The 16,739-nt window shown below is 57.1% G+C and carries 21 protein-coding genes; 7 read left to right on the top strand and 14 right to left on the bottom strand.

The genetic code is table 11. From position 1 onward, the window contains the following. Window positions 1–15: 15 nt before the first annotated feature. Window positions 16–486: a transcription elongation factor GreA gene (gene greA / locus AC2FJ5_RS06400; RefSeq protein WP_142635396.1), complete on the bottom strand. Its 471-nt coding sequence runs from the start codon at window positions 484–486 to the stop codon at window positions 16–18. A 238-nt stretch (window positions 487–724) separates the two neighbouring features. After that, window positions 725–1,105, bottom strand: a complete 381-nt coding sequence (locus AC2FJ5_RS06395; protein WP_496709220.1) for a VOC family protein — start codon at window positions 1,103–1,105, stop codon at window positions 725–727. An 86-nt stretch (window positions 1,106–1,191) separates the two neighbouring features. Here AC2FJ5_RS06395 and soxR point away from each other — a divergent pair, with 86 nt between their 5' ends. The 4 genes from soxR to AC2FJ5_RS06375 all read left to right on the top strand — a co-directional run bounded on the left by soxR (window position 1,192) and on the right by AC2FJ5_RS06375 (window position 6,057). After that, window positions 1,192–1,647 (top strand): redox-sensitive transcriptional activator SoxR, encoded by a 456-nt coding sequence (gene soxR, locus AC2FJ5_RS06390; protein ID WP_142635400.1) that lies wholly within the window; start codon window positions 1,192–1,194, stop codon window positions 1,645–1,647. 136 nt (window positions 1,648–1,783) lie between these two features. After that, window positions 1,784–3,430 carry an electron transfer flavoprotein-ubiquinone oxidoreductase gene (locus AC2FJ5_RS06385; protein WP_271948491.1) on the top strand — a complete coding sequence of 549 codons (1,647 nt, stop codon included), beginning with the start codon at window positions 1,784–1,786 and terminating at the stop codon, window positions 3,428–3,430. Between the two features lie 7 nt (window positions 3,431–3,437). After that, window positions 3,438–5,246, top strand: a complete 1,809-nt coding sequence (locus AC2FJ5_RS06380) for a tetratricopeptide repeat protein (RefSeq protein ID WP_496792820.1) — start codon at window positions 3,438–3,440, stop codon at window positions 5,244–5,246. Further along, complete coding sequence (locus AC2FJ5_RS06375; protein WP_496792819.1) at window positions 5,236–6,057, top strand: 4-(cytidine 5'-diphospho)-2-C-methyl-D-erythritol kinase; 822 nt, start codon at window positions 5,236–5,238, stop codon at window positions 6,055–6,057. The genes AC2FJ5_RS06380 and AC2FJ5_RS06375 overlap by 11 nt, the downstream gene beginning before the upstream one ends. On the opposite strand, the gene AC2FJ5_RS06370 is transcribed toward AC2FJ5_RS06375, so the two are convergent. After that, window positions 6,050–7,048, bottom strand: a complete 999-nt coding sequence (locus AC2FJ5_RS06370; RefSeq protein WP_496792817.1) for a polyprenyl synthetase family protein — start codon at window positions 7,046–7,048, stop codon at window positions 6,050–6,052. The genes AC2FJ5_RS06375 and AC2FJ5_RS06370 overlap by 8 nt on opposite strands. A gap of 56 nt (window positions 7,049–7,104) precedes the next feature. Here AC2FJ5_RS06370 and AC2FJ5_RS06365 point away from each other — a divergent pair, with 56 nt between their 5' ends. The 3 genes from AC2FJ5_RS06365 (at window position 7,105) to AC2FJ5_RS06355 (ending at window position 8,376) form a co-directional block, all read left to right on the top strand. After that, entirely contained in the window at window positions 7,105–7,320 is a 216-nt protein-coding gene (locus tag AC2FJ5_RS06365; protein ID WP_496676622.1) for a putative signal transducing protein, read from the top strand. Next, the gene (locus AC2FJ5_RS06360) at window positions 7,317–8,090 is read left to right on the top strand and encodes a tRNA1(Val) (adenine(37)-N6)-methyltransferase (RefSeq protein WP_496676620.1); all 774 of its coding nucleotides are present in this window, start codon (window positions 7,317–7,319) and stop codon (window positions 8,088–8,090) included. Before AC2FJ5_RS06365 ends, AC2FJ5_RS06360 begins: the two co-directional genes overlap by 4 nt. A gap of 121 nt (window positions 8,091–8,211) precedes the next feature. Beyond that, window positions 8,212–8,376 carry a YdcH family protein gene (locus AC2FJ5_RS06355; protein ID WP_142635414.1) on the top strand — a complete coding sequence of 55 codons (165 nt, stop codon included), beginning with the start codon at window positions 8,212–8,214 and terminating at the stop codon, window positions 8,374–8,376. Here the strand turns inward: AC2FJ5_RS06355 and yddG are convergent. The 11 genes from yddG to AC2FJ5_RS06300 all read right to left on the bottom strand — a co-directional run bounded on the left by yddG (window position 8,373) and on the right by AC2FJ5_RS06300 (window position 16,735). Beyond that, window positions 8,373–9,239: an aromatic amino acid exporter YddG gene (gene yddG / locus AC2FJ5_RS06350; protein ID WP_496792816.1), complete on the bottom strand. Its 867-nt coding sequence runs from the start codon at window positions 9,237–9,239 to the stop codon at window positions 8,373–8,375. The two genes, AC2FJ5_RS06355 and yddG, sit on opposite strands and share 4 nt — an antisense overlap. Further along, complete coding sequence (locus AC2FJ5_RS06345) at window positions 9,232–10,182, bottom strand: transcriptional regulator GcvA (protein ID WP_496792815.1); 951 nt, start codon at window positions 10,180–10,182, stop codon at window positions 9,232–9,234. Before AC2FJ5_RS06345 ends, yddG begins: the two co-directional genes overlap by 8 nt. Before the next feature lie 301 nt (window positions 10,183–10,483). Further along, a complete protein-coding gene (phbB, locus tag AC2FJ5_RS06340; protein WP_271948478.1) occupies window positions 10,484–11,206 on the bottom strand; it encodes an acetoacetyl-CoA reductase in 723 nt (240 codons plus the stop codon). Window positions 11,207–11,319: 113 nt separating this feature from the next. Next, the gene (locus AC2FJ5_RS06335; protein ID WP_496792814.1) at window positions 11,320–11,706 is read right to left on the bottom strand and encodes a hypothetical protein; all 387 of its coding nucleotides are present in this window, start codon (window positions 11,704–11,706) and stop codon (window positions 11,320–11,322) included. A gap of 7 nt (window positions 11,707–11,713) precedes the next feature. Next, window positions 11,714–12,889 carry an acetyl-CoA C-acetyltransferase gene (locus tag AC2FJ5_RS06330; protein ID WP_142635424.1) on the bottom strand — a complete coding sequence of 392 codons (1,176 nt, stop codon included), beginning with the start codon at window positions 12,887–12,889 and terminating at the stop codon, window positions 11,714–11,716. A 179-nt stretch (window positions 12,890–13,068) separates the two neighbouring features. After that, window positions 13,069–13,902 carry an EAL domain-containing protein gene (locus tag AC2FJ5_RS06325; protein ID WP_496792813.1) on the bottom strand — a complete coding sequence of 278 codons (834 nt, stop codon included), beginning with the start codon at window positions 13,900–13,902 and terminating at the stop codon, window positions 13,069–13,071. Window positions 13,903–13,987: 85 nt separating this feature from the next. Continuing rightward, a complete protein-coding gene (locus AC2FJ5_RS06320) occupies window positions 13,988–14,176 on the bottom strand; it encodes a hypothetical protein (RefSeq protein ID WP_496691815.1) in 189 nt (62 codons plus the stop codon). Window positions 14,177–14,264: 88 nt separating this feature from the next. Next, a complete protein-coding gene (locus AC2FJ5_RS06315; RefSeq protein WP_271948469.1) occupies window positions 14,265–15,236 on the bottom strand; it encodes a sterol desaturase family protein in 972 nt (323 codons plus the stop codon). Then, the gene (locus tag AC2FJ5_RS06310) at window positions 15,233–15,619 is read right to left on the bottom strand and encodes a hypothetical protein (RefSeq protein WP_496792811.1); all 387 of its coding nucleotides are present in this window, start codon (window positions 15,617–15,619) and stop codon (window positions 15,233–15,235) included. Before AC2FJ5_RS06310 ends, AC2FJ5_RS06315 begins: the two co-directional genes overlap by 4 nt. A gap of 117 nt (window positions 15,620–15,736) precedes the next feature. Next, complete coding sequence (locus AC2FJ5_RS06305; protein ID WP_496792810.1) at window positions 15,737–16,102, bottom strand: hypothetical protein; 366 nt, start codon at window positions 16,100–16,102, stop codon at window positions 15,737–15,739. 66 nt (window positions 16,103–16,168) lie between these two features. After that, the gene (locus AC2FJ5_RS06300) at window positions 16,169–16,735 is read right to left on the bottom strand and encodes a TlpA disulfide reductase family protein (protein WP_271948463.1); all 567 of its coding nucleotides are present in this window, start codon (window positions 16,733–16,735) and stop codon (window positions 16,169–16,171) included. Window positions 16,736–16,739 lie beyond the last annotated feature (4 nt).

Genomic DNA, 16,739 nt, shown 5'->3' with positions numbered 1-16,739 from the left:
GGAACGCTCCGGGGCTCAGGCGTAAGTGATACTCAGGACTTCATAAGAACGTACACCGCCAGGTGTGCGTACTTCGACACTGTCGCCTTCGTCCTTTCCAATCAGGGCGCGGGCAATAGGGGATTTGATGTTCAGCAGGCCGGCTTCGATATTGGCCTCATATTCCCCTACAATCTGCCAGGTCTTTTCCTCGTCAGTGTCTTCGTCAACAAGCGTGACCTTGGCGCCAAATTTGATAGCACCGGACAGTTTGGCAGGGTCGATCACATCGGTCAGTGAAAGGATGCCTTCCAACTCTTTGATGCGGCCTTCGATAAAACCCTGCTTTTCCCGGGCCGAATGATATTCGGCGTTTTCTTTCAGGTCACCCAGTTCCCTGGCCGAGGCGATGGCTTCGATAATAGCTGGCCGCTCGACGGATTTTAGGTTCTTGAGTTCGGCCTGAAGCGCAGCATTGCCCGCAGGCGTCATGGGAATTTTTTCCATATTCTTGTCGTCCACGCTGAAATTGTAACGCCCCGCCGCATGGAACCAGCGTCGGGGCGATTTGATGGGTTGGCAAATACCTGACCCAAATGATGCGTGAAATGCAAGAGGTCAAAGAAGACAGCAAGCTGGATTTGCGACTTAACGCCGTTGAATTGGGCGCCGTGGGCACCTGTTACGCTGTCCAAACAGCTGACCGCGCTGCCATTTCCAGGTGGTTGAGGCCATCCAGAGTGTTTCAAGCATATTGCACCACCTCAAACTCGATGCCGTTCTCATCATCGAAATAGAACCGCCTGCCGGGCTCGTAATCTGCATGCGACTTGGGGGTGAAACCTGCTTTGACCACCTTGTCTTCGGTTGCGTCGATGTCTTCGACCAGAACGCCGACATGATTCAGCCCCCCGATGATGTCATAGCTGCTTTCACCCGATGGTCTGGGATCGCTGGGTGCATAAAGCGCCAGGTAGGTATGTGCGCTACCGACATGCACGGTATAGCCACCCGCGATTGCAGGGCCTTCCCAGCGGGTTTTCCAACCGAAGACGTCCTGCATCCATTTTGCCGAAGCCTGCGGGTCGCGGACGGTGAAATTGGTGTGTTCAAGTGTCGCCATCATGGGATCTCCTATTCAATTTGAGGCTTGTCCCGACTCACCGTAATTTCTAAACCTAACTTTAGGTCAAGGAACTTTTTGAGGGCGAGATGGCGATTTCAGAGGGGCTGGCAATAGGCGCTTTGGCCCAGCGCACCGGGCTGGCGGTTTCAGCGATCCGATATTACGAGGCGCAGGGTCTGATTGCCCCATGGCGCAATGCGGGTGGGCAGCGGCGATATCAGCGCGCCGACATAAGACGGTTGAGTTTTGTGATGATAGCGCAGCAATTCGGACTAACCCTGCCCGAAATCCGAGAAGTCCTGTCCGGCTTGCCCGGAAATCGTACACCAACGCCGCAGGATTGGAAAAACATCAGCAAGGATCTGCGGTCGCATCTGGATCAGCGAATCGATACGTTGATGCGCCTGCGTGACAATCTGGACGGATGCATTGGCTGTGGGTGCCTTAGTTTGCCCAAATGTGCTCTTTACAATCCTGATGACCGTGCCAAATCCAAGGGAAGTGGCCCCAGATACCTGATGGGTGACACTCCGGACACGTGATCTGCCGCATAGCGGCATAGTTACGCCGTGTTTCGATTGACCTGTGGCTTTCCCAGCATGTAATCAGCCGTGAAACAAAATTGCGCCGACCGTGCGTTAGATGCGCCAATTCGGAAAGTTAGCGAAGGAGCCCGCAATGGCCGAGATTGAACGCGAAGCGATGGAATATGACGTGGTGATCGTGGGCGCCGGCCCCGCGGGACTGTCGGCGGCCATCCGTCTGAAACAGCTGGATGCCGATCTGAACGTCGTCGTTCTGGAAAAGGGCTCAGAGGTGGGTGCGCATATCTTGTCAGGTGCGGTGCTGGACCCGTGCGGCCTGGATGCGCTGATACCGGACTGGAAGGAAAAAGGTGCACCGCTGAACACGCCGGTCACCGAAGATAACTTCTATATGCTAGGTGAGGCCGGAAAAATCCGCATTCCGAACTTCCCGATGCCGCCGCTGATGAACAACCACGGCAACTATATCGTTTCGATGGGCAATGTCTGCCGCTGGATGGCTGAACAGGCCGAAGAGCTGGGCGTGGAAATCTTCCCCGGCATGGCCTGTTCCGAGCTGGTCTATGGCGACAATGGCGAAGTCAAAGGCGTTGTTGCCGGTGTCTTCGGCCTTGAGGCCGATGGCTCCTACGGCCCGAACACCGAGCCGGGCATGGAGCTGCACGGCAAATATGTCTTCTTGTCCGAAGGTGTGCGCGGGTCGCTGTCCAAGGAAGTGATCGCGAAATACGATCTGCAAGCCGGAAAAGAAGTCCAGAAATACGGCGTCGGCATGAAAGAGATCTGGGAGATCGACCCGGCCAAGCACAAGGAAGGCACCGTCACCCATACGATGGGCTGGCCCCTGGGCAGCAACGCGGGCGGCGGGTCGTTCATCTATCACCTGGAAAACAATCAGGTCTATGTCGGGTTTGTGGTTCACCTGAATTACAAGAACCCGCACCTGTACCCCTATATGGAATTCCAGCGCTTTAAGCATCATCCGATGGTGGCCGAGCTGCTGAAAGGCGGCAAGCGCGTGGCTTATGGCGCTCGTGCGATTACTGAGGGTGGATATCAATCGATGCCCAAGCTGGTCGCGCCAGGCGTGGCGCTGCTGGGCTGTTCGGCGGGCATGGTCAATGTGCCGCGCATCAAGGGCAACCACAACGCGATGCTGTCTGGCAAAGCTGCGGCCGAGGCGGCATTTGATGCCATCAAAGCCGAGCGTTCGGGCGATGAATTGACTGTCTATGAAGCAGATGTTCGCGAAGGTGCCATCGGAAAAGACCTCAAGAAAGTGCGCAACGTCAAACCGATGTGGTCGAAGTGGGGTCTGATGCCCTCGCTGGCGCTGGGCGGTTTGGACATGTGGACAAACACTCTGGGCTTTTCGCTGTTTGGCACTCTGGGCCACGGCAAGAACGACGCGGAATCGACTGAAGAAGCCAGTAAACATAAACCGATCGACTATCCAAAGCCGGATGGCACGCTGTCCTTCGACCGCCTGACCAACGTCTCGTTCGCGATGACGAACCACGAGGAAAGTCAGCCTTGCCATCTAAAACTCTCGGACCCGGCGATTCCGGTCAGTGTCAATCTGCCCGAATTCGACGAACCTGCGCAGCGCTATTGCCCGGCGGGGGTGTATGAGATGGTTGAGGATGAAAATGGTCCGCGATTCGTGATCAACTTTCAGAACTGCGTTCACTGCAAGACCTGCGACATCAAAGATCCCAGCCAGAATATCACCTGGACCACGCCGCAGGGAGGGGATGGTCCGAACTATCCCAATATGTAAGCGAAAAATGGGCAATGGCGGCGTCGTGAAGGCTCTGCCATTGCCTCTTTCTGGTCAAAGCCCTAGCTTATTGCGCAACCGGCAATCGCAAGGCAGGAATTTGGTGACTTTTCTCATTCGTCGCACAGCGCTAGCTGTGCTGTTTACCACGTCATTCGCCATTCCGGCTTATGCCGACACTGGGTTCGGTGCGTATCTTGCCGGGCGTCAGGCGATTTTTCAGGACGACTATACGGCGGCTGAGAAATACTTTGCGCAAGCATTGCGCGCAGATCCTCAAAACGACCGGTTGCTGGAGAATGTCGTCGTTGCGCGCTTGTCGCTGGGCGAGGTTAAGCGCGCTTTGCCGATTGCCCAAACCATCGAAGAGTTAGGCCTGCCCAACCAGCCCGCGAAAATGGCGATTGCCGCTAATCTGGTGGCTGAAGGCAAGCTGGATGAACTGCTGGCCCGCGACCCCGAAACGCAAGGCGTCGGGCCGCTGGTTGACGGGTTAATATTGGGCTGGGCCCATATGGGCCAGGGTGCGATGACCAGCGCGCTGGAGCAGTTTGACCAAGTTGCAGCGCAGGAAGGTCTGCGCGAGTTCGCGCTTTACCACAAAGCTTTGGCACTGGCCTCGGTCGGAGACTTTGAAGGCGCCGAGGCAGTCTTTGCGGCCGATAATGGTGTTGTGGCGCGATTTACCCGCCGCGCAGCGCTGGCACGGACCGAGGTTCTGTCGCAGCTGGACCGCAATGAGGATGCGCTGCAGTTTCTGGATGACGTGTTCGAGTCCGGCTCTGATCCCTCGATTGAAGGGTACGAAGCGCGTCTGAGCGCTGGCGAAACGCTGCCCTTTACTCATGTCCGCACATCGCAGGACGGTATCGCAGAAGTGTTCTTTTCCGTGGGAGCCGCGCTCAGCAGCGAGGCGGCTGAGAATTACGTCCTGCTTTATGCGCAGGTCGCAGCCTTTCTGCGCCCGGATCACGTGGACGCAATCTTGTTGAGTGCCGAACTTTTGGACGAGTTGGAGCAATACGATCTTGCCGTCGAGGCCTATCGCAAAGTGCCCGCGAGCAGCAGTGACTATCACGCTGCTGAACTGGGCCGGGCCGAGGTGCTTGTCACGGCAGGCAAAACCGATGCGGCGGAAGAAGTCTTGCAGACCCTTGCGACGCAGAGACCGGATCTGCCAAGTGTTCACGTGGCGCTGGCTGATTTGCAAAGACGTGAAGAAAACTATGCTGCGGCTGTCGAAACCTATGGCACAGCGATTGAATTGATTGATGCTGATGGTGGCGGCAACTGGTTCCTGCACTACGCCCGTGGTATCTCGTACGAGCGACTAAAGCAGTGGGACAATGCTGAGGCCGATTTCCGCCGTGCGCTAGAACTTAACCCCGACCAACCGCAGGTCCTGAATTATCTGGGTTATTCGCTTGTAGAACGGCGCGAAAATCTGGACGAAGCGCTTGGCATGATCGAACGCGCCGTCGCCGCGCGCCCTGGTAGCGGCTATATCGTCGACAGCTTGGGATGGGTTCTGTTTCGACTGGGCCGCTATGAAGAGGCGGTCGAGCATATGGAGCGTGCCGTCGAGCTGATGCCGGTAGACCCAGTGGTGAATGATCACCTGGGTGACGTTTACTGGGCCGTGGGCCGCGCACGCGAAGCCGAGTTCCAGTGGAAGCGGGCATTGTCTTTCATTGACCTCGAAGACGCCGATGGTGAGGCCGACCCCGAGCGTATTCGTCGCAAGATCGAGGTCGGGCTGGACGAGGTTCTGATCGAAGAAGGTGCCGCGCCGCTGAAGGTCGCCAATGAAGGCTAAGGCTTTCGCGCCCGCCAAGATCAACCTTACCTTGCACGTCACCGGCCAGCGCGTGGACGGCTATCACCTGTTGGATTCGCTCGTGGTGTTTGCCGATCTAGGCGATACGCTGCATTTCACCGCGGGTGAGGCGCTGTCGATCTCTGTCACCGGCGAACATGCGGCGGGTGTGCCAAGCGATAGTCGCAATCTGGTGTGGAAAGCCGCCGAGGCTGCAGGCTGGACTGGGCATATTGACCTGAACAAAGTGCTGCCGCATGGGGGCGGGATCGGTGGCGGTTCTTCCGATGCCGCCGCAACTTTGCGGATGATAGAAGATGAGGGTGGAGCTATCCCGCCGGGAACTGCGCTGCGCCTAGGGGCGGATGTTCCTGTTTGCGCGGCGGCCAGTCCCAGCCGTATGCGCGGCATCGGAGAACGTTTGGACCCAGTCACGCTCCCGCATCTACCGGCCTTGTTGGTCAACCCTGGCGTAGAGGTTCCAACCCCTGCTATTTTCGCGGCTTTGCAATGCAGGGAAAACCCGCCTATGGCAGAGGAAATACCCGTATTTGAGGGGCCTCAGGATTGTGCCGAATGGCTGGGGAAACAGCGAAACGACCTGGAAGGTCCAACCACTTCTCTGGCTCCCGACGTCGCGCAGGTGCTGGACGCGCTGAGCGATACAAAAGCGGCGTTGTTGGCGCGCATGTCGGGGTCAGGATCGACCTGTTTCGCGCTGTATCCGACGATGAAAGCCGCCCATTTCGCCGCCTATGAGATTGGAGCAGCCCATCCCGACTGGTGGTGCCGTGCGGTTCAGCTTAACTAAGGCGCGCGACAACGAAGTCTGCCAAATCGCTCAGCAGGGTGCGGATCTCATGGTCGGGCAGGATGCCTAGCGACGCCTTAGCCTTGTTGGCCCAGCCAAGCGCATCTTTTCGCGTCGCCGCAAGCGTGCCGTATTTGCCCATAAGGCCAAGAGCGGTTTCGAGATCACCGCTTTCCTGACGACCCTTACCGATGGTGCGCTGCCAGAAGGCGCGTTCTTCGGGGGTGGCCTGCGCCACCGCCTTGATCACTGGCAGCGTCAGCTTACGCTCGCGAAAGTCGTCGCCGACATTCTTGCCGGTCGCTTTGCTGTCACCCTGATAATCCAGCAGGTCATCAGCGATCTGGAAGGCAATCCCCAGCGCATCGCCATAATCGAAGAGCGCCTTGACCTGGGCCTCTGACGCTTGGGCGATGACCCCGCCCACCTCGGTTGCGGCTGAGAACAAGGCTGCGGTCTTGCCGCGCACAACCTGAAGATAGATGGCCTCATCCGTGCCCAGATCGGTTGCAGCAGTCATCTGTAGCACTTCGCCCTCGGCGATTGTTGCAGACGCATTGGCAAGGATGTCCAGAACCCTAAGAGACCCGGTCTCGACCATAAGCTGGAAGCTGCGTGAGAACAGGTAATCCCCAACCAGAACGCTGGATTTGTTGTCCCAAAGCAGATTCGCTGTTGGCCGTCCGCGCCTTTGTGCGCTTTCGTCAACAACATCGTCATGCAAAAGGGTCGCGGTGTGGATGAACTCAACCGTTGCCGCCAGACGCAAATGATGGTCCCCGGCATAGTCGAACAGCCGCGCCGCGGCCAGTGTCAGCATCGGACGCAGGCGCTTGCCACCCGCTTCGACCAAATGTGCGGTGACTTCGGGAATGCGAGGCGCGTGTTCTGAGGCCATGCGAGTGCGTATCAGGTCATTGACCGCGTCCATTTCACCCGAAAGAATCTCGGCCAGCCGCTCATGCGGTTTTGAGACTGTGTTGATGTTCATCACACTCCTGATACAAGGCTCGACTTCCGCCTCACCTTGCCCTTACATCCATCCCCATGAAAGAACTTTTGCGCAGCACTGATCCGACGATCCTGGCCTTTGCATCCGCCCTACTTCAGGGCGAGGATATAGACTGCTTTCAGATGGACGTAAATATGAGCATCCTAGAAGGCGGCATCGGTATTTTCCCGCGTCGCCTTATGGTGCGGGCAGATGATTTGATCCGCGCTGAACGGGTGATGCGCGACAACGAGATCCCGCTGGGCCGATGACGCAATTCACTGACCCAGAGCTAAGTTTGAACGACTTTCTGAATGGGCGCGTTCGGCTTTGGCAGCCCCTGTCCGGCTATCGCGCCGGGGTCGATCCTGTCTTGCTGGCGGCAGCGGTACCGGCCAAGGCTGGGCAATCCGTGCTGGAGCTGGGATGTGGCGCTGGTGCCGCCATCTTGTGCCTGATGGCGCGCGTGCCGGGATTGAACGCTACGGGTGTTGAGCTGCAATCGCCCTATGCCGATCTGGCCACCCGCAACGCGGATCAGAATGCGCAGGCGCTGACAGTGGTGCAGGCCGATCTGAGCAAACTGCCAACTGAGCTGAAACAACAGCAGTTCGATCATGTGATTGCGAATCCGCCCTATTACTTGGCCGGTGCCCACAGCCCTGCGGCGGACTCGGGTCGCGGAATTGCCTTGGGCGAGGATACACCGTTGCGCGATTGGTTCGATTGTGCGGCAAAGCGCCTTGCACCTCGGGGCTATCTGCACATGATCCAAAAGGCCGATCGGTTGCCAGACATGCTGTCAGCCTGTGCGGGGCGGCTTGGCTCAGTCGAGGTTCTGCCTCTGGCCGCGCGGGCAGGTCGGAAGGCTGAATTGGTGGTCCTTAGGGCCAGAAAAGGCGGTCGGTCTGCGTTTCAACTGCATGCCCCGCTGATTTTGCACAAGGGTGTGCGTCACGAAAAAGACGGCGAAAGCTATACCTCTCAGATATCGTCCGTTTTGCGCGACGGTGCTGCGCTGAACGGGTTTTCGGATCAATAGGCGCCAACCAGCCGAATTTGTCAGATTTATTATAGAATCTGTGCGTCTGCAGCGTGACAGGCTGGAAACGATGTGCTCAACTTCCTACGTTATTCAGAGACACCAATGAAGGAGTATCGCCATGAGCGTGAGCGCACATCTGACGGAACTGAAGAAGAAGCACGAAACTCTCGGTCTCGAAGTAGAACAAGCCCAGCGCGCGCCAGGCATCGACGATCTCCATATCGCTCAACTCAAGAAACAGAAGCTAAGGCTTAAGGAAGAGATAGAGCGACTTTCCAGTTAACTTTTAAGGCTGGCGCGCGCGGCTATGGCCGCGCCGCCGGTGACCAGGATGGCTGCGATTGCCAGACCCCAGGATGGGGCTGCGATCCCGGCAACCACCAAAACGACGGTAGACAACAGGGGCGCTGCATAAGAGGCGGTGCCAAGGATCTGAATGTCGCCCTGTTTGACGCCGATATCCCAGACATAGAACGCCAACCCGACCGGCCCCAGCCCCAGTGCCGCGATTGAGGCCCAGCCAAAGGCTGTATCCGGCCAAACGGTCTCTTCGATGGCCAGATGCAGGCCGCCCGACGCGATAGCGGTAAAGATGCAGAACACGGCGACCGAGCTTGTGGGGGTGTCCCCCAGGCGGCGGGACAAAACGGAATAGCCCGACCAGGTCAGAGCACACAGCAGCGCCAGCCCGTAGCCGGGCAGATGGCTGGCCTGAAACCCTGCGCCACCACCCCCGGTGATGATCACTGCGGCCCCGACAAAGCCCAGACAGGCCCCGATCAGATGCCCGGCGCGCAGATTCTCGCCCGGCAAAAGGCCGGAGAACAGCACAATCAACAGCGGCCAGAGATAGGCGATCAGCCCGGCCTCTGCCGCAGGGGCCATGCGCAGGGCCGAGAAATAGAGCGCGTGATAGCCAAACAAGCCGATGGTGCCGAACAGATAGGTGGTCCAAGGCACGGTCTGCAACTGCCCCAAACCGCCATTGGCCCAGGTCCAGATCAGCCCCAGCGTCCCCCCGATCGAGAAACAGATCGTATTCAGCAAAAGCGCAGGAACCGGTGCTGAGCCGACGGTGAACAGGGCCAGAAGGGACCAAAGCAAAACGGCGACAAAACCGATTGCTGTCGCAGTCATCTTAGTCATTAACGGTCACCTCTTTAACGGGGATAATTTGGAACTCACCCCAGATATTCGAAGTTTTTTCGATCTCTGCCAAATACCAATCCCGAAATGCGGCGACCTGCGCAAGGTTTTCCCGACCCGGCAGGCACACAAACGAAAACCGGGCATCGGTTTCGATTGCAATCTTGAACGGGGTTACGAGCCTGCCCTCAAGCACATCTTTGATGAGCAGCGGTCGTCGCCCAAGAAGAACACCAATCCCGGCGCAGGCCGCGTCTATCGAATGCTCTACATTCGAAAATTGCATGCCATGTGGTTCGAACCCAGTGATTCCAACGGCCTTGAACCAAGCGGGCCAATCACAAGGTGGTTGCAGAAAGCTGTCATATTCATTGATGACCAGCGGGGCATCGACAAGGCTCTCAGGGGTGGGAAACTGCTCGGCAAGGCCGGGGGTCATTGCAGGGGTCAGCCATTCCTTGCGCGCATGAACAGCATATAGGTCATCATATTCTCCATAGCCGAAACGGATCGCGACGTCGGCCTCATTACGGTGCAGATCAACCATCTGGAGCGATGTTGAGATGCGCAGATTAATCTCAGGATAAGCCTTGGCGAAATCATAGAGTCTCGGGGCAAGCCATTTCGCTGTCAGGGCCGGCCCTGCCGCAACGGTAAGCGTGGTTTCATCCTGAAGTCTGCGTGTCGCACTCCATGCAGCTAGCAAAGTGCTAAACCCTTCGGCGGCTCCTGGTGCGAGCTTTTGCCCAGCCTCTGTCAGCTCCACCGCGCGGTTCAGGCGGTGAAACAGAGGGCGGCCCAAATGCTCCTCAAGGGATTTGATCTGAAAGGACAGGGCCGCAGGCGTTACATGCAGCTCTGCCGCGGCTTTGGCAAAAGACATGTGCCGGGCGGCGGCATCAAAGGCACGCAAAGCGGTCAAGGGCGGCAGGTAGTCGCTCATAGTATAGAAATTCTTAACTGAATGTTCAAAAAAGCTCGTTTGCGGCTTTGCCAACTAGAGTTCATATTGCTCATAAGTCAAGGAAAACTGTTTTGAACTGAGAGGCTGCCATGATTGAGATGACAACAAATCCAGCTGCACAATCGGCGATTCTGCGCGCGCATGAGGCGCGGGGCAAAGCGGTTCTGAATGTGTTGAAGTGGATTTTCGGTTCCCGCTGATCGCAGCGCGCGCGGTCTTACGGGATAAAAGAAGGGCCGGTTCTGCTTAGAACCGGCCCGCTTGCATTTTGGCAGCCAACTTAGGCGAAGAACTGAGCACCATTGGCCGAGATGGTCGATCCGTTGATGAATTGCGAGTCTTCAGAGGCCAGGAAAGCAACGCAGCGTGCGATCTCTTCCGGTTCGCCCAGTCGGCCCGCCGGAATCTGGCTGATAATGGAATCACGAACCTTCTCGGGGACAGCCATGACCATTTCGGTTGCGATATAGCCAGGGCAGATAGCGTTGGCGGTGATGCCCGCGCGCGCGCCTTCCTGCGCCAGCGACTTCACGATTCCCAGATCGCCCGCCTTGGTTGCGGCATAGTTCACCTGAGCGAACTGACCCTTTTGACCGTTGATCGAGCTGATGACGATGACACGGCCAAACTTGCGCTCACGCATGCCAGGCCAAACCGGGTGAACGGTGTTGAATACGCCGGTCAGGTTGGTGTCGATCACCTGATGCCACTGCTCGGGTGTCATTTTGTGGAATGGGGCGTCCTTGGTGATGCCGGCATTGGCAACAACGATGTCGATCGGGCCAATCTCGGCTTCGACCTTTTCGATGCCCGCTTTGGATTCGTCATAATCCGCAACGTTCCATTTGTAGGTGGCGATTCCGGTCTCGTCGGTGAAATTCGCGGCGGCTTCGTCGTTCCCCGCGTAGGTGGCTGCAACATTGTACCCTTCGGCCTTAAGCGCCTTGGAAATTGCTGCGCCAATGCCGCGGGAACCGCCGGTGACGAGTGCTGTTCGTGCCATTTAGGAATCCTCCAATTTAAGTCGTCTTGGTAATGCTGTTACTATTCCGAACCAACCAGCGCAACAATATTGCGCAGGCAAGTTGCCGCAGCGCTGGGGTTTTTGGTTTCGCCTCAGGGTAGTGTGAGGCCACGATCTTTACCCAATGCACGGCAATAGTCGATCCAGTCCTTATTTTCGTTCAGCAGAGCCAAATTGCCAAAGCGAACGTGCCATGTCTCGGACAATCGAACCTGCGCGGACTGGATGTGTTTGTAGGGGTTCTTAATGCCTTCCATTGCGGCCTGATCACGAGCTTCCACAACGAATAACGCCGCGCTGGCAAGCGCGGCGTCTGTGGTTGTTTGGTCCTTGTTCCGGCGTGCTCTCAGCTCGGCCAGCTCTGTAAAGATGATGCTGCACTCCGTCAGGCTGGTCGAAAGCGGTTGACGGTTCTGTGCGTCTGCGGCCCCTGCAAAGCAAATCACAAGGGCCGAAATAAGAGTGGGCCGAGAAGGCATTGTTAGATCAGTCGCGCTCGACACATAGGGCAACGCCCATGCCGCCACCGATGCACAGAGTCGCCAGACCTTTTTTCGCGTCCCGCCGCTTCATTTCGAACAACAGAGTGTTCAGAACGCGGCAGCCCGAAGCGCCGATCGGGTGACCGATGGCAATGGCGCCGCCATTGACGTTCACGATGGACGGGTCCCAGCCCATGTCTTTGTTCACGGCACAAGCTTGTGCGGCAAAGGCTTCGTTGGCTTCGATCAGATCCAGATCGTCAACCGACCAGCCCGCCTTTTCCAGCGCCTTGCGCGAGGCATAGATCGGGCCGACGCCCATGATCGACGGGTCCAGACCAGCGGTAGCATAAGATGCAATCCGCGCCAGAGGCTCAATCCCGCGCTTTTCGGCATTTGCCGCCGACATCAGCAGGGTCGCAGCCGCGCCGTCGTTCAGGCCCGAGGCATTGGCGGCGGTGACCGATCCGTCCTTAGCAAAAGCCGGGCGCAGTTTGGCCATGGCTTCCATGGTTGCGCCGTGGCGGATGTATTCGTCTTTGTCCATCACGATGTCACCCTTGCGGGTCTTGATGGTAAAGGGGGTGATCTCATCGGCGAATTTGCCTGCCTTCTGCGCAGCTTCGGCCTTGTTCTGGCTTGCGACGGCGAATTCATCCTGCATATCGCGGCTGATCTGCCACTTTTCAGCAACGTTTTCGGCGGTTTGACCCATGTGATACCCGTTGAACGCATCCCACAGTCCATCGCGGATCATTGTGTCGATATACTTCATGTCGCCCATCTTTTGGCCGGCGCGCAGAGCGGCGGCATGGGGCGACAGGGTCATGTTCTCTTGCCCGCCAGCAGCGACGATATCAGCATCGCCCAGTTGGATATGCTGTGCGCCCAGTGCCACGGCGCGCAGGCCGGATCCGCAGACCTGGTTGATGCCCCAGGCCGCGCTTTCCTGCGGCAGACCGGCGTTGATATGCGCCTGACGCGCCGGGTTCTGACCCTGGGCTGCGGTCAGAACCTGACCCAAAATTGTCTCGCTGACTTCGCCTTTTTCGATTCCGGCGCGTTCGACTACGGCTTCAAGAACGGCTGTGCCCAAATCATGGGCTGCGGTGTTCGCGAACGAACCACCAAAGCTGCCGACGCCTGTACGTGCGGCGGATGCGATAACTACATTGGTCATTATGATCAGTCCTTTACCGACATGGTCCGGCGGAATGTCTGACGGCGCAGGTCGAGAGGTTCCCCCCGCAACAAGAGCGCCCCGTAATCCCCCGCTCAAGTATCACTGCAATAGCGCAATGCTGCATTTGCAGCAACGGGCAGCTTGTCTCAGGACCCAAGGTCCCTGGTTTTTTGGGGTTAACCCGCCGATTTCTGTTCGTTTTCCGTTTTCCAGGGCGCAGAAACCGTAGGTGCGCCGAACAGAAATCCTTGCAGACAATCGACACCATTGGCCACCAAAAACTCAGCATCCGCTTTGGTTTCGACCGATTCGGCCGTGACCAGAATCTCAAATTCCCTTGCAACTGCGATCAGGGCACGAACCAGCGCCTGATTATCCGGGTTTTCACTGATGCCGCGGATGAACTGGCCATCAATCTTGACGGCATCAAAAAGAAACTCGCGGAAATGGCGGAAGCAGAAATTGCTGGCACCAAAATCATCCAGCGCAAATGCAACGCCACGTGGTTGCAACCGGTCCATGAAATCGACCACGAGTTCCGGCACGGTCATGGCCGAACTTTCGGAAATTTCAAGGATCAGCCTTTCACCGATACTGGCATCTTTTTTCATGAACCGGTCAAGAACACGCGACCAACGTCCATATCCGATCGACCGTGCGGACATATTGATCGACATGCGGATGTCCGGGGTGCGCGCCAATGTGCGCAGGCCCATCTCAAGCGCGATGCAGTCCAATTCGCGGCCAATCGGGGTGTTTTCAAGCTGAGGCATAAATTCGCGTGCCGGGATGACACGACCGGTTTCATCCAGCACCCGGATGAAGCCCTCGTAGAAGGCGATACCATGTGGCGCGTTAGCCTGCATGACCGGTTGAAAGGCCAGTTTGCACTGTTTGTGTTTGACAGCATCCGTAGCCATCTGGATCGTTGAGTTGTCGCGCGACAGCACGGCCGCGTTTAACGGGCTGTCTGATCCTTCGGGTAAATCTGCCAGTTTCCTGTCCCGCATGATCGAAATCGCTTCCCTACCGTCGTCGGTCAGGATCCAATTTCAGGGCAAAGATGTGAATCTGCGGTTAATGGAAATGAAAATGTCAGCGGGCTGCGTCCAGAACACGTCCTAGAGATCTAGCGGCACCAATAACTGCGCCTGTAAATCCCAGCACCATCATGGCCAGTCCAAATGCGATCAGCGTTGCGGTCCCGGCGGCCAGCGCTGTCAGCATTGCGAGAAGCAGTCCTATCAGTCCTAAAACTGTGGAAAATGTTGTCCAACGGGTCATGATAATCTCCGGTCACTCGTAATGCACATCGTTTGGATATGTGCAGGCTGAGCTAATTTTCAAGAAAATCAGCACGTGACCGGCGGATTCAAGCTTGTTTTGCCTCGGATTTGTGCGTTTCGGTCTCAAAATGCTCAAATCCGGGCGTCCCTCGATCCCTGGGATTGCGCGAGATATGCTTGGCTTTGATCTGCTCCGAGCTATCCCGGCTGCCGTCATGGCTGTAACCGGGTGGGGCAAAGCAATAGGCCAACCGCTGGCGCAAAGTTAGCCCCGATTGCGTGGCATCCTGCCAGATTCCGACCCATTCGTGAAAGGCGACGCGCAACGGGTTGAAGGTTCCGATATTGTGAACCAACCCATAGTCGACTTTGTCATCGATCTGCTCTGGCACAAAGGTGCCGAACATCTTGTCCCAGATGATGAACACGCCGGCATAGTTGCAATCCAGATAGCGCGCGTTGCGGCCATGATGGGCGCGGTGGTGGCTGGGGGTGTTCATAACCGCCTCGAACCAGCGGGGCATCTTGCCGATGGCCTCGGTGTGAATCCAGAACTGATAGATCAGGTTCAGACCGCCGACAAACAGAACCATTGCCGGATGAAACCCCAGCAGGATCAGCGGCGCGCGCACGACCATCATGAAGGTGAATGTATAAGTCCAGGTCTGACGCAACGCCGTGGTCAGGTTGTAATGCTGAGAGCTATGATGGTTCACATGGCTGGCCCAGACCCAACGGATGCGATGCCCGAACCGATGCACCCAATAGTAACGCAAATCGTCCAGCAAAAAGCACAGGATAATCACCGGGATCGAGGTGCCCAGGTTCAGCGGAGTAATCTGCCACAACCACATAAAGAACCCGTAGGCGATGAAACCGAGCAGAAACCCCGAGGCAATATTGCCCGCGCCCATGATCAGCGAGGTGACCGCATCCCGCGTTTCATAGCGCCCGCCCCGGCCTTTGAAAGCGATCCAGACGAACTCGGCCAGAATTGCGGCGATAAAGAACGGGACTGCCCATTGCACGGCATCGGGAAAAGAAATCTGGTCGGTCATGCGGGCTCCATCAGGTGTCGCCAGTGGGCGCGTTCGATGTCATCGAGGTGGATGCGGGTTGAGGGAGTTCCGAAATCATGAAACTGAACTTCGAATCCGTCCGGATGCTCGATCCAGTCATAATCCTTCAGGTGGCGGGCCACGGTATCCGCGCCGAACGACCACAAAAGGCCCGAACCGGTTGTGGTTCGGATCAGCGCGGAACGTTGGTCATGCGCTACGGTTACATCTGCGATCACGTCATCTGGGAAATGGCGCGACCATTGCGCGCGCGCCAGATCAGGCGTCAGGGCGAACTGCCGCGAACGGCCCGTCAGATGCAGCAGAATAGTAATTCCGCCGATCCCCCCAACGACCAGAACCAACAATATCTCCAGCGGCATGACATCCTCCTGACCGACAAACTGCAAAGCAGATGCGCGGCTGTCAAAGGTGGCGTCGCGTAAGCTGGAATTGGACCTGTGGCACCGGTTGGGAATCACGGCGCCCTTGTAAAGAGGTCAGTTGGTAATCGTATAGGTCCCCCCGGAATCACCCTTGCCCTTGTTGCGGGTAAAGGTCACCTGGTTCCCTTCAATCGTTACTTTCTGGCAATCCTGCGGGATCTGATTTCCGCCAACAACAAGCGCTCGGCACCAAAACCTTTTGTTCCAGGCCCATGCGCCCGAGAATTTGACCTTGTCGCTGGTTTGCCCGGAAATCTTCCCGTCGGGTGAAATAAGCACCCAGGTGCCGCCATCCACCAGTTTCTTACCGGCGACAGCATTCAGAAAATCTTGTTCTTTCTTGATGTCTTTGGCCTCGGCGACCAATGCCGAGCCCAAAATCAGACAGGCAGCAATGGCCAGAGTGAATACGTTCTTCATAAAGAAAGCCTCCTCGTTACAACGACGGGGAAGCTATCATAAATTCAAGACTTCGGGAAAACGACCTTAGCTTTCTTCCGCGACCAGTGCCGCAATGATCGCCTTGGCACTGTCTGAATTCCACTCGGCATCCCCGATCAGGCGGGCGACTTCATTGCCATCGGGGTCAAGAATGACCGTGATTGGCAGGGCAATGACACCGAACTCACGTGCCACAGCCGAGCCCGGATCTTGATGGCGCGGCAGGTTCTCGATGTTGTTTTCCTCGAAAAACTTCTTGATCCCCGCGGGTGAGTTGCGCCCGGTGGCCAATGTCAGGACTTCGAATTTGTCACCCCCGAATTCCGCCTGCAACTCGGCGATCTGAGGCATTTCCTTGCGGCACGGTGCGCACCATGTGGCCCAAAAGTTCAGCAGAACGTATTTGCCCTGATAGTCGGCAAGCGTTGCGGTGCCACCGTCATCTTCCAACTGAAATTCGACCAAGGTGTGCGGTTTGGGCTCTTTGTGCAGGATCAACCGCTTCAGGGTGCCTTCGCGCAGCGGACCCAGAGTTTCCGCATCTGTGGCCAAAGCCGCGTTTGCACCTAGCGCAAGGGCCATATAAAGGGGGATCAGACGAAATAGGCGCATATCA

This window comes from Ruegeria sp. CDSA221 (assembly GCF_059611825.1).
Note: the sequence above shows the minus strand (reverse complement) of the source record. Positions and strands in the feature narration are given on the sequence as shown.

Excerpts from the sequence above, each read along its gene's own strand:
- greA (WP_142635396.1), bottom strand. The coding sequence starts at position 486 with ATGGAAAAAATTCCCATGACGCCTGCGGGCAATGCTGCGCTTCAGGCC.
- AC2FJ5_RS06395 (WP_496709220.1), bottom strand. The coding sequence starts at position 1,105 with ATGATGGCGACACTTGAACACACCAATTTCACCGTCCGCGACCCGCAG.
- soxR (WP_142635400.1), top strand. The coding sequence starts at position 1,192 with ATGGCGATTTCAGAGGGGCTGGCAATAGGCGCTTTGGCCCAGCGCACC.
- AC2FJ5_RS06385 (WP_271948491.1), top strand. The coding sequence starts at position 1,784 with ATGGCCGAGATTGAACGCGAAGCGATGGAATATGACGTGGTGATCGTG.
- AC2FJ5_RS06380 (WP_496792820.1), top strand. The coding sequence starts at position 3,438 with ATGGGCAATGGCGGCGTCGTGAAGGCTCTGCCATTGCCTCTTTCTGGT.
- AC2FJ5_RS06375 (WP_496792819.1), top strand. The coding sequence starts at position 5,236 with ATGAAGGCTAAGGCTTTCGCGCCCGCCAAGATCAACCTTACCTTGCAC.
- AC2FJ5_RS06370 (WP_496792817.1), bottom strand. The coding sequence starts at position 7,048 with ATGAACATCAACACAGTCTCAAAACCGCATGAGCGGCTGGCCGAGATT.
- AC2FJ5_RS06365 (WP_496676622.1), top strand. The coding sequence starts at position 7,105 with ATGAAAGAACTTTTGCGCAGCACTGATCCGACGATCCTGGCCTTTGCA.
- AC2FJ5_RS06360 (WP_496676620.1), top strand. The coding sequence starts at position 7,317 with ATGACGCAATTCACTGACCCAGAGCTAAGTTTGAACGACTTTCTGAAT.
- AC2FJ5_RS06355 (WP_142635414.1), top strand. The coding sequence starts at position 8,212 with ATGAGCGTGAGCGCACATCTGACGGAACTGAAGAAGAAGCACGAAACT.
- yddG (WP_496792816.1), bottom strand. The coding sequence starts at position 9,239 with ATGACTAAGATGACTGCGACAGCAATCGGTTTTGTCGCCGTTTTGCTT.
- AC2FJ5_RS06345 (WP_496792815.1), bottom strand. The coding sequence starts at position 10,182 with ATGAGCGACTACCTGCCGCCCTTGACCGCTTTGCGTGCCTTTGATGCC.
- phbB (WP_271948478.1), bottom strand. The coding sequence starts at position 11,206 with ATGGCACGAACAGCACTCGTCACCGGCGGTTCCCGCGGCATTGGCGCA.
- AC2FJ5_RS06335 (WP_496792814.1), bottom strand. The coding sequence starts at position 11,706 with ATGCCTTCTCGGCCCACTCTTATTTCGGCCCTTGTGATTTGCTTTGCA.
- AC2FJ5_RS06330 (WP_142635424.1), bottom strand. The coding sequence starts at position 12,889 with ATGACCAATGTAGTTATCGCATCCGCCGCACGTACAGGCGTCGGCAGC.
- AC2FJ5_RS06325 (WP_496792813.1), bottom strand. The coding sequence starts at position 13,902 with ATGCGGGACAGGAAACTGGCAGATTTACCCGAAGGATCAGACAGCCCG.
- AC2FJ5_RS06320 (WP_496691815.1), bottom strand. The coding sequence starts at position 14,176 with ATGACCCGTTGGACAACATTTTCCACAGTTTTAGGACTGATAGGACTG.
- AC2FJ5_RS06315 (WP_271948469.1), bottom strand. The coding sequence starts at position 15,236 with ATGACCGACCAGATTTCTTTTCCCGATGCCGTGCAATGGGCAGTCCCG.
- AC2FJ5_RS06310 (WP_496792811.1), bottom strand. The coding sequence starts at position 15,619 with ATGCCGCTGGAGATATTGTTGGTTCTGGTCGTTGGGGGGATCGGCGGA.
- AC2FJ5_RS06305 (WP_496792810.1), bottom strand. The coding sequence starts at position 16,102 with ATGAAGAACGTATTCACTCTGGCCATTGCTGCCTGTCTGATTTTGGGC.
- AC2FJ5_RS06300 (WP_271948463.1), bottom strand. The coding sequence starts at position 16,735 with ATGCGCCTATTTCGTCTGATCCCCCTTTATATGGCCCTTGCGCTAGGT.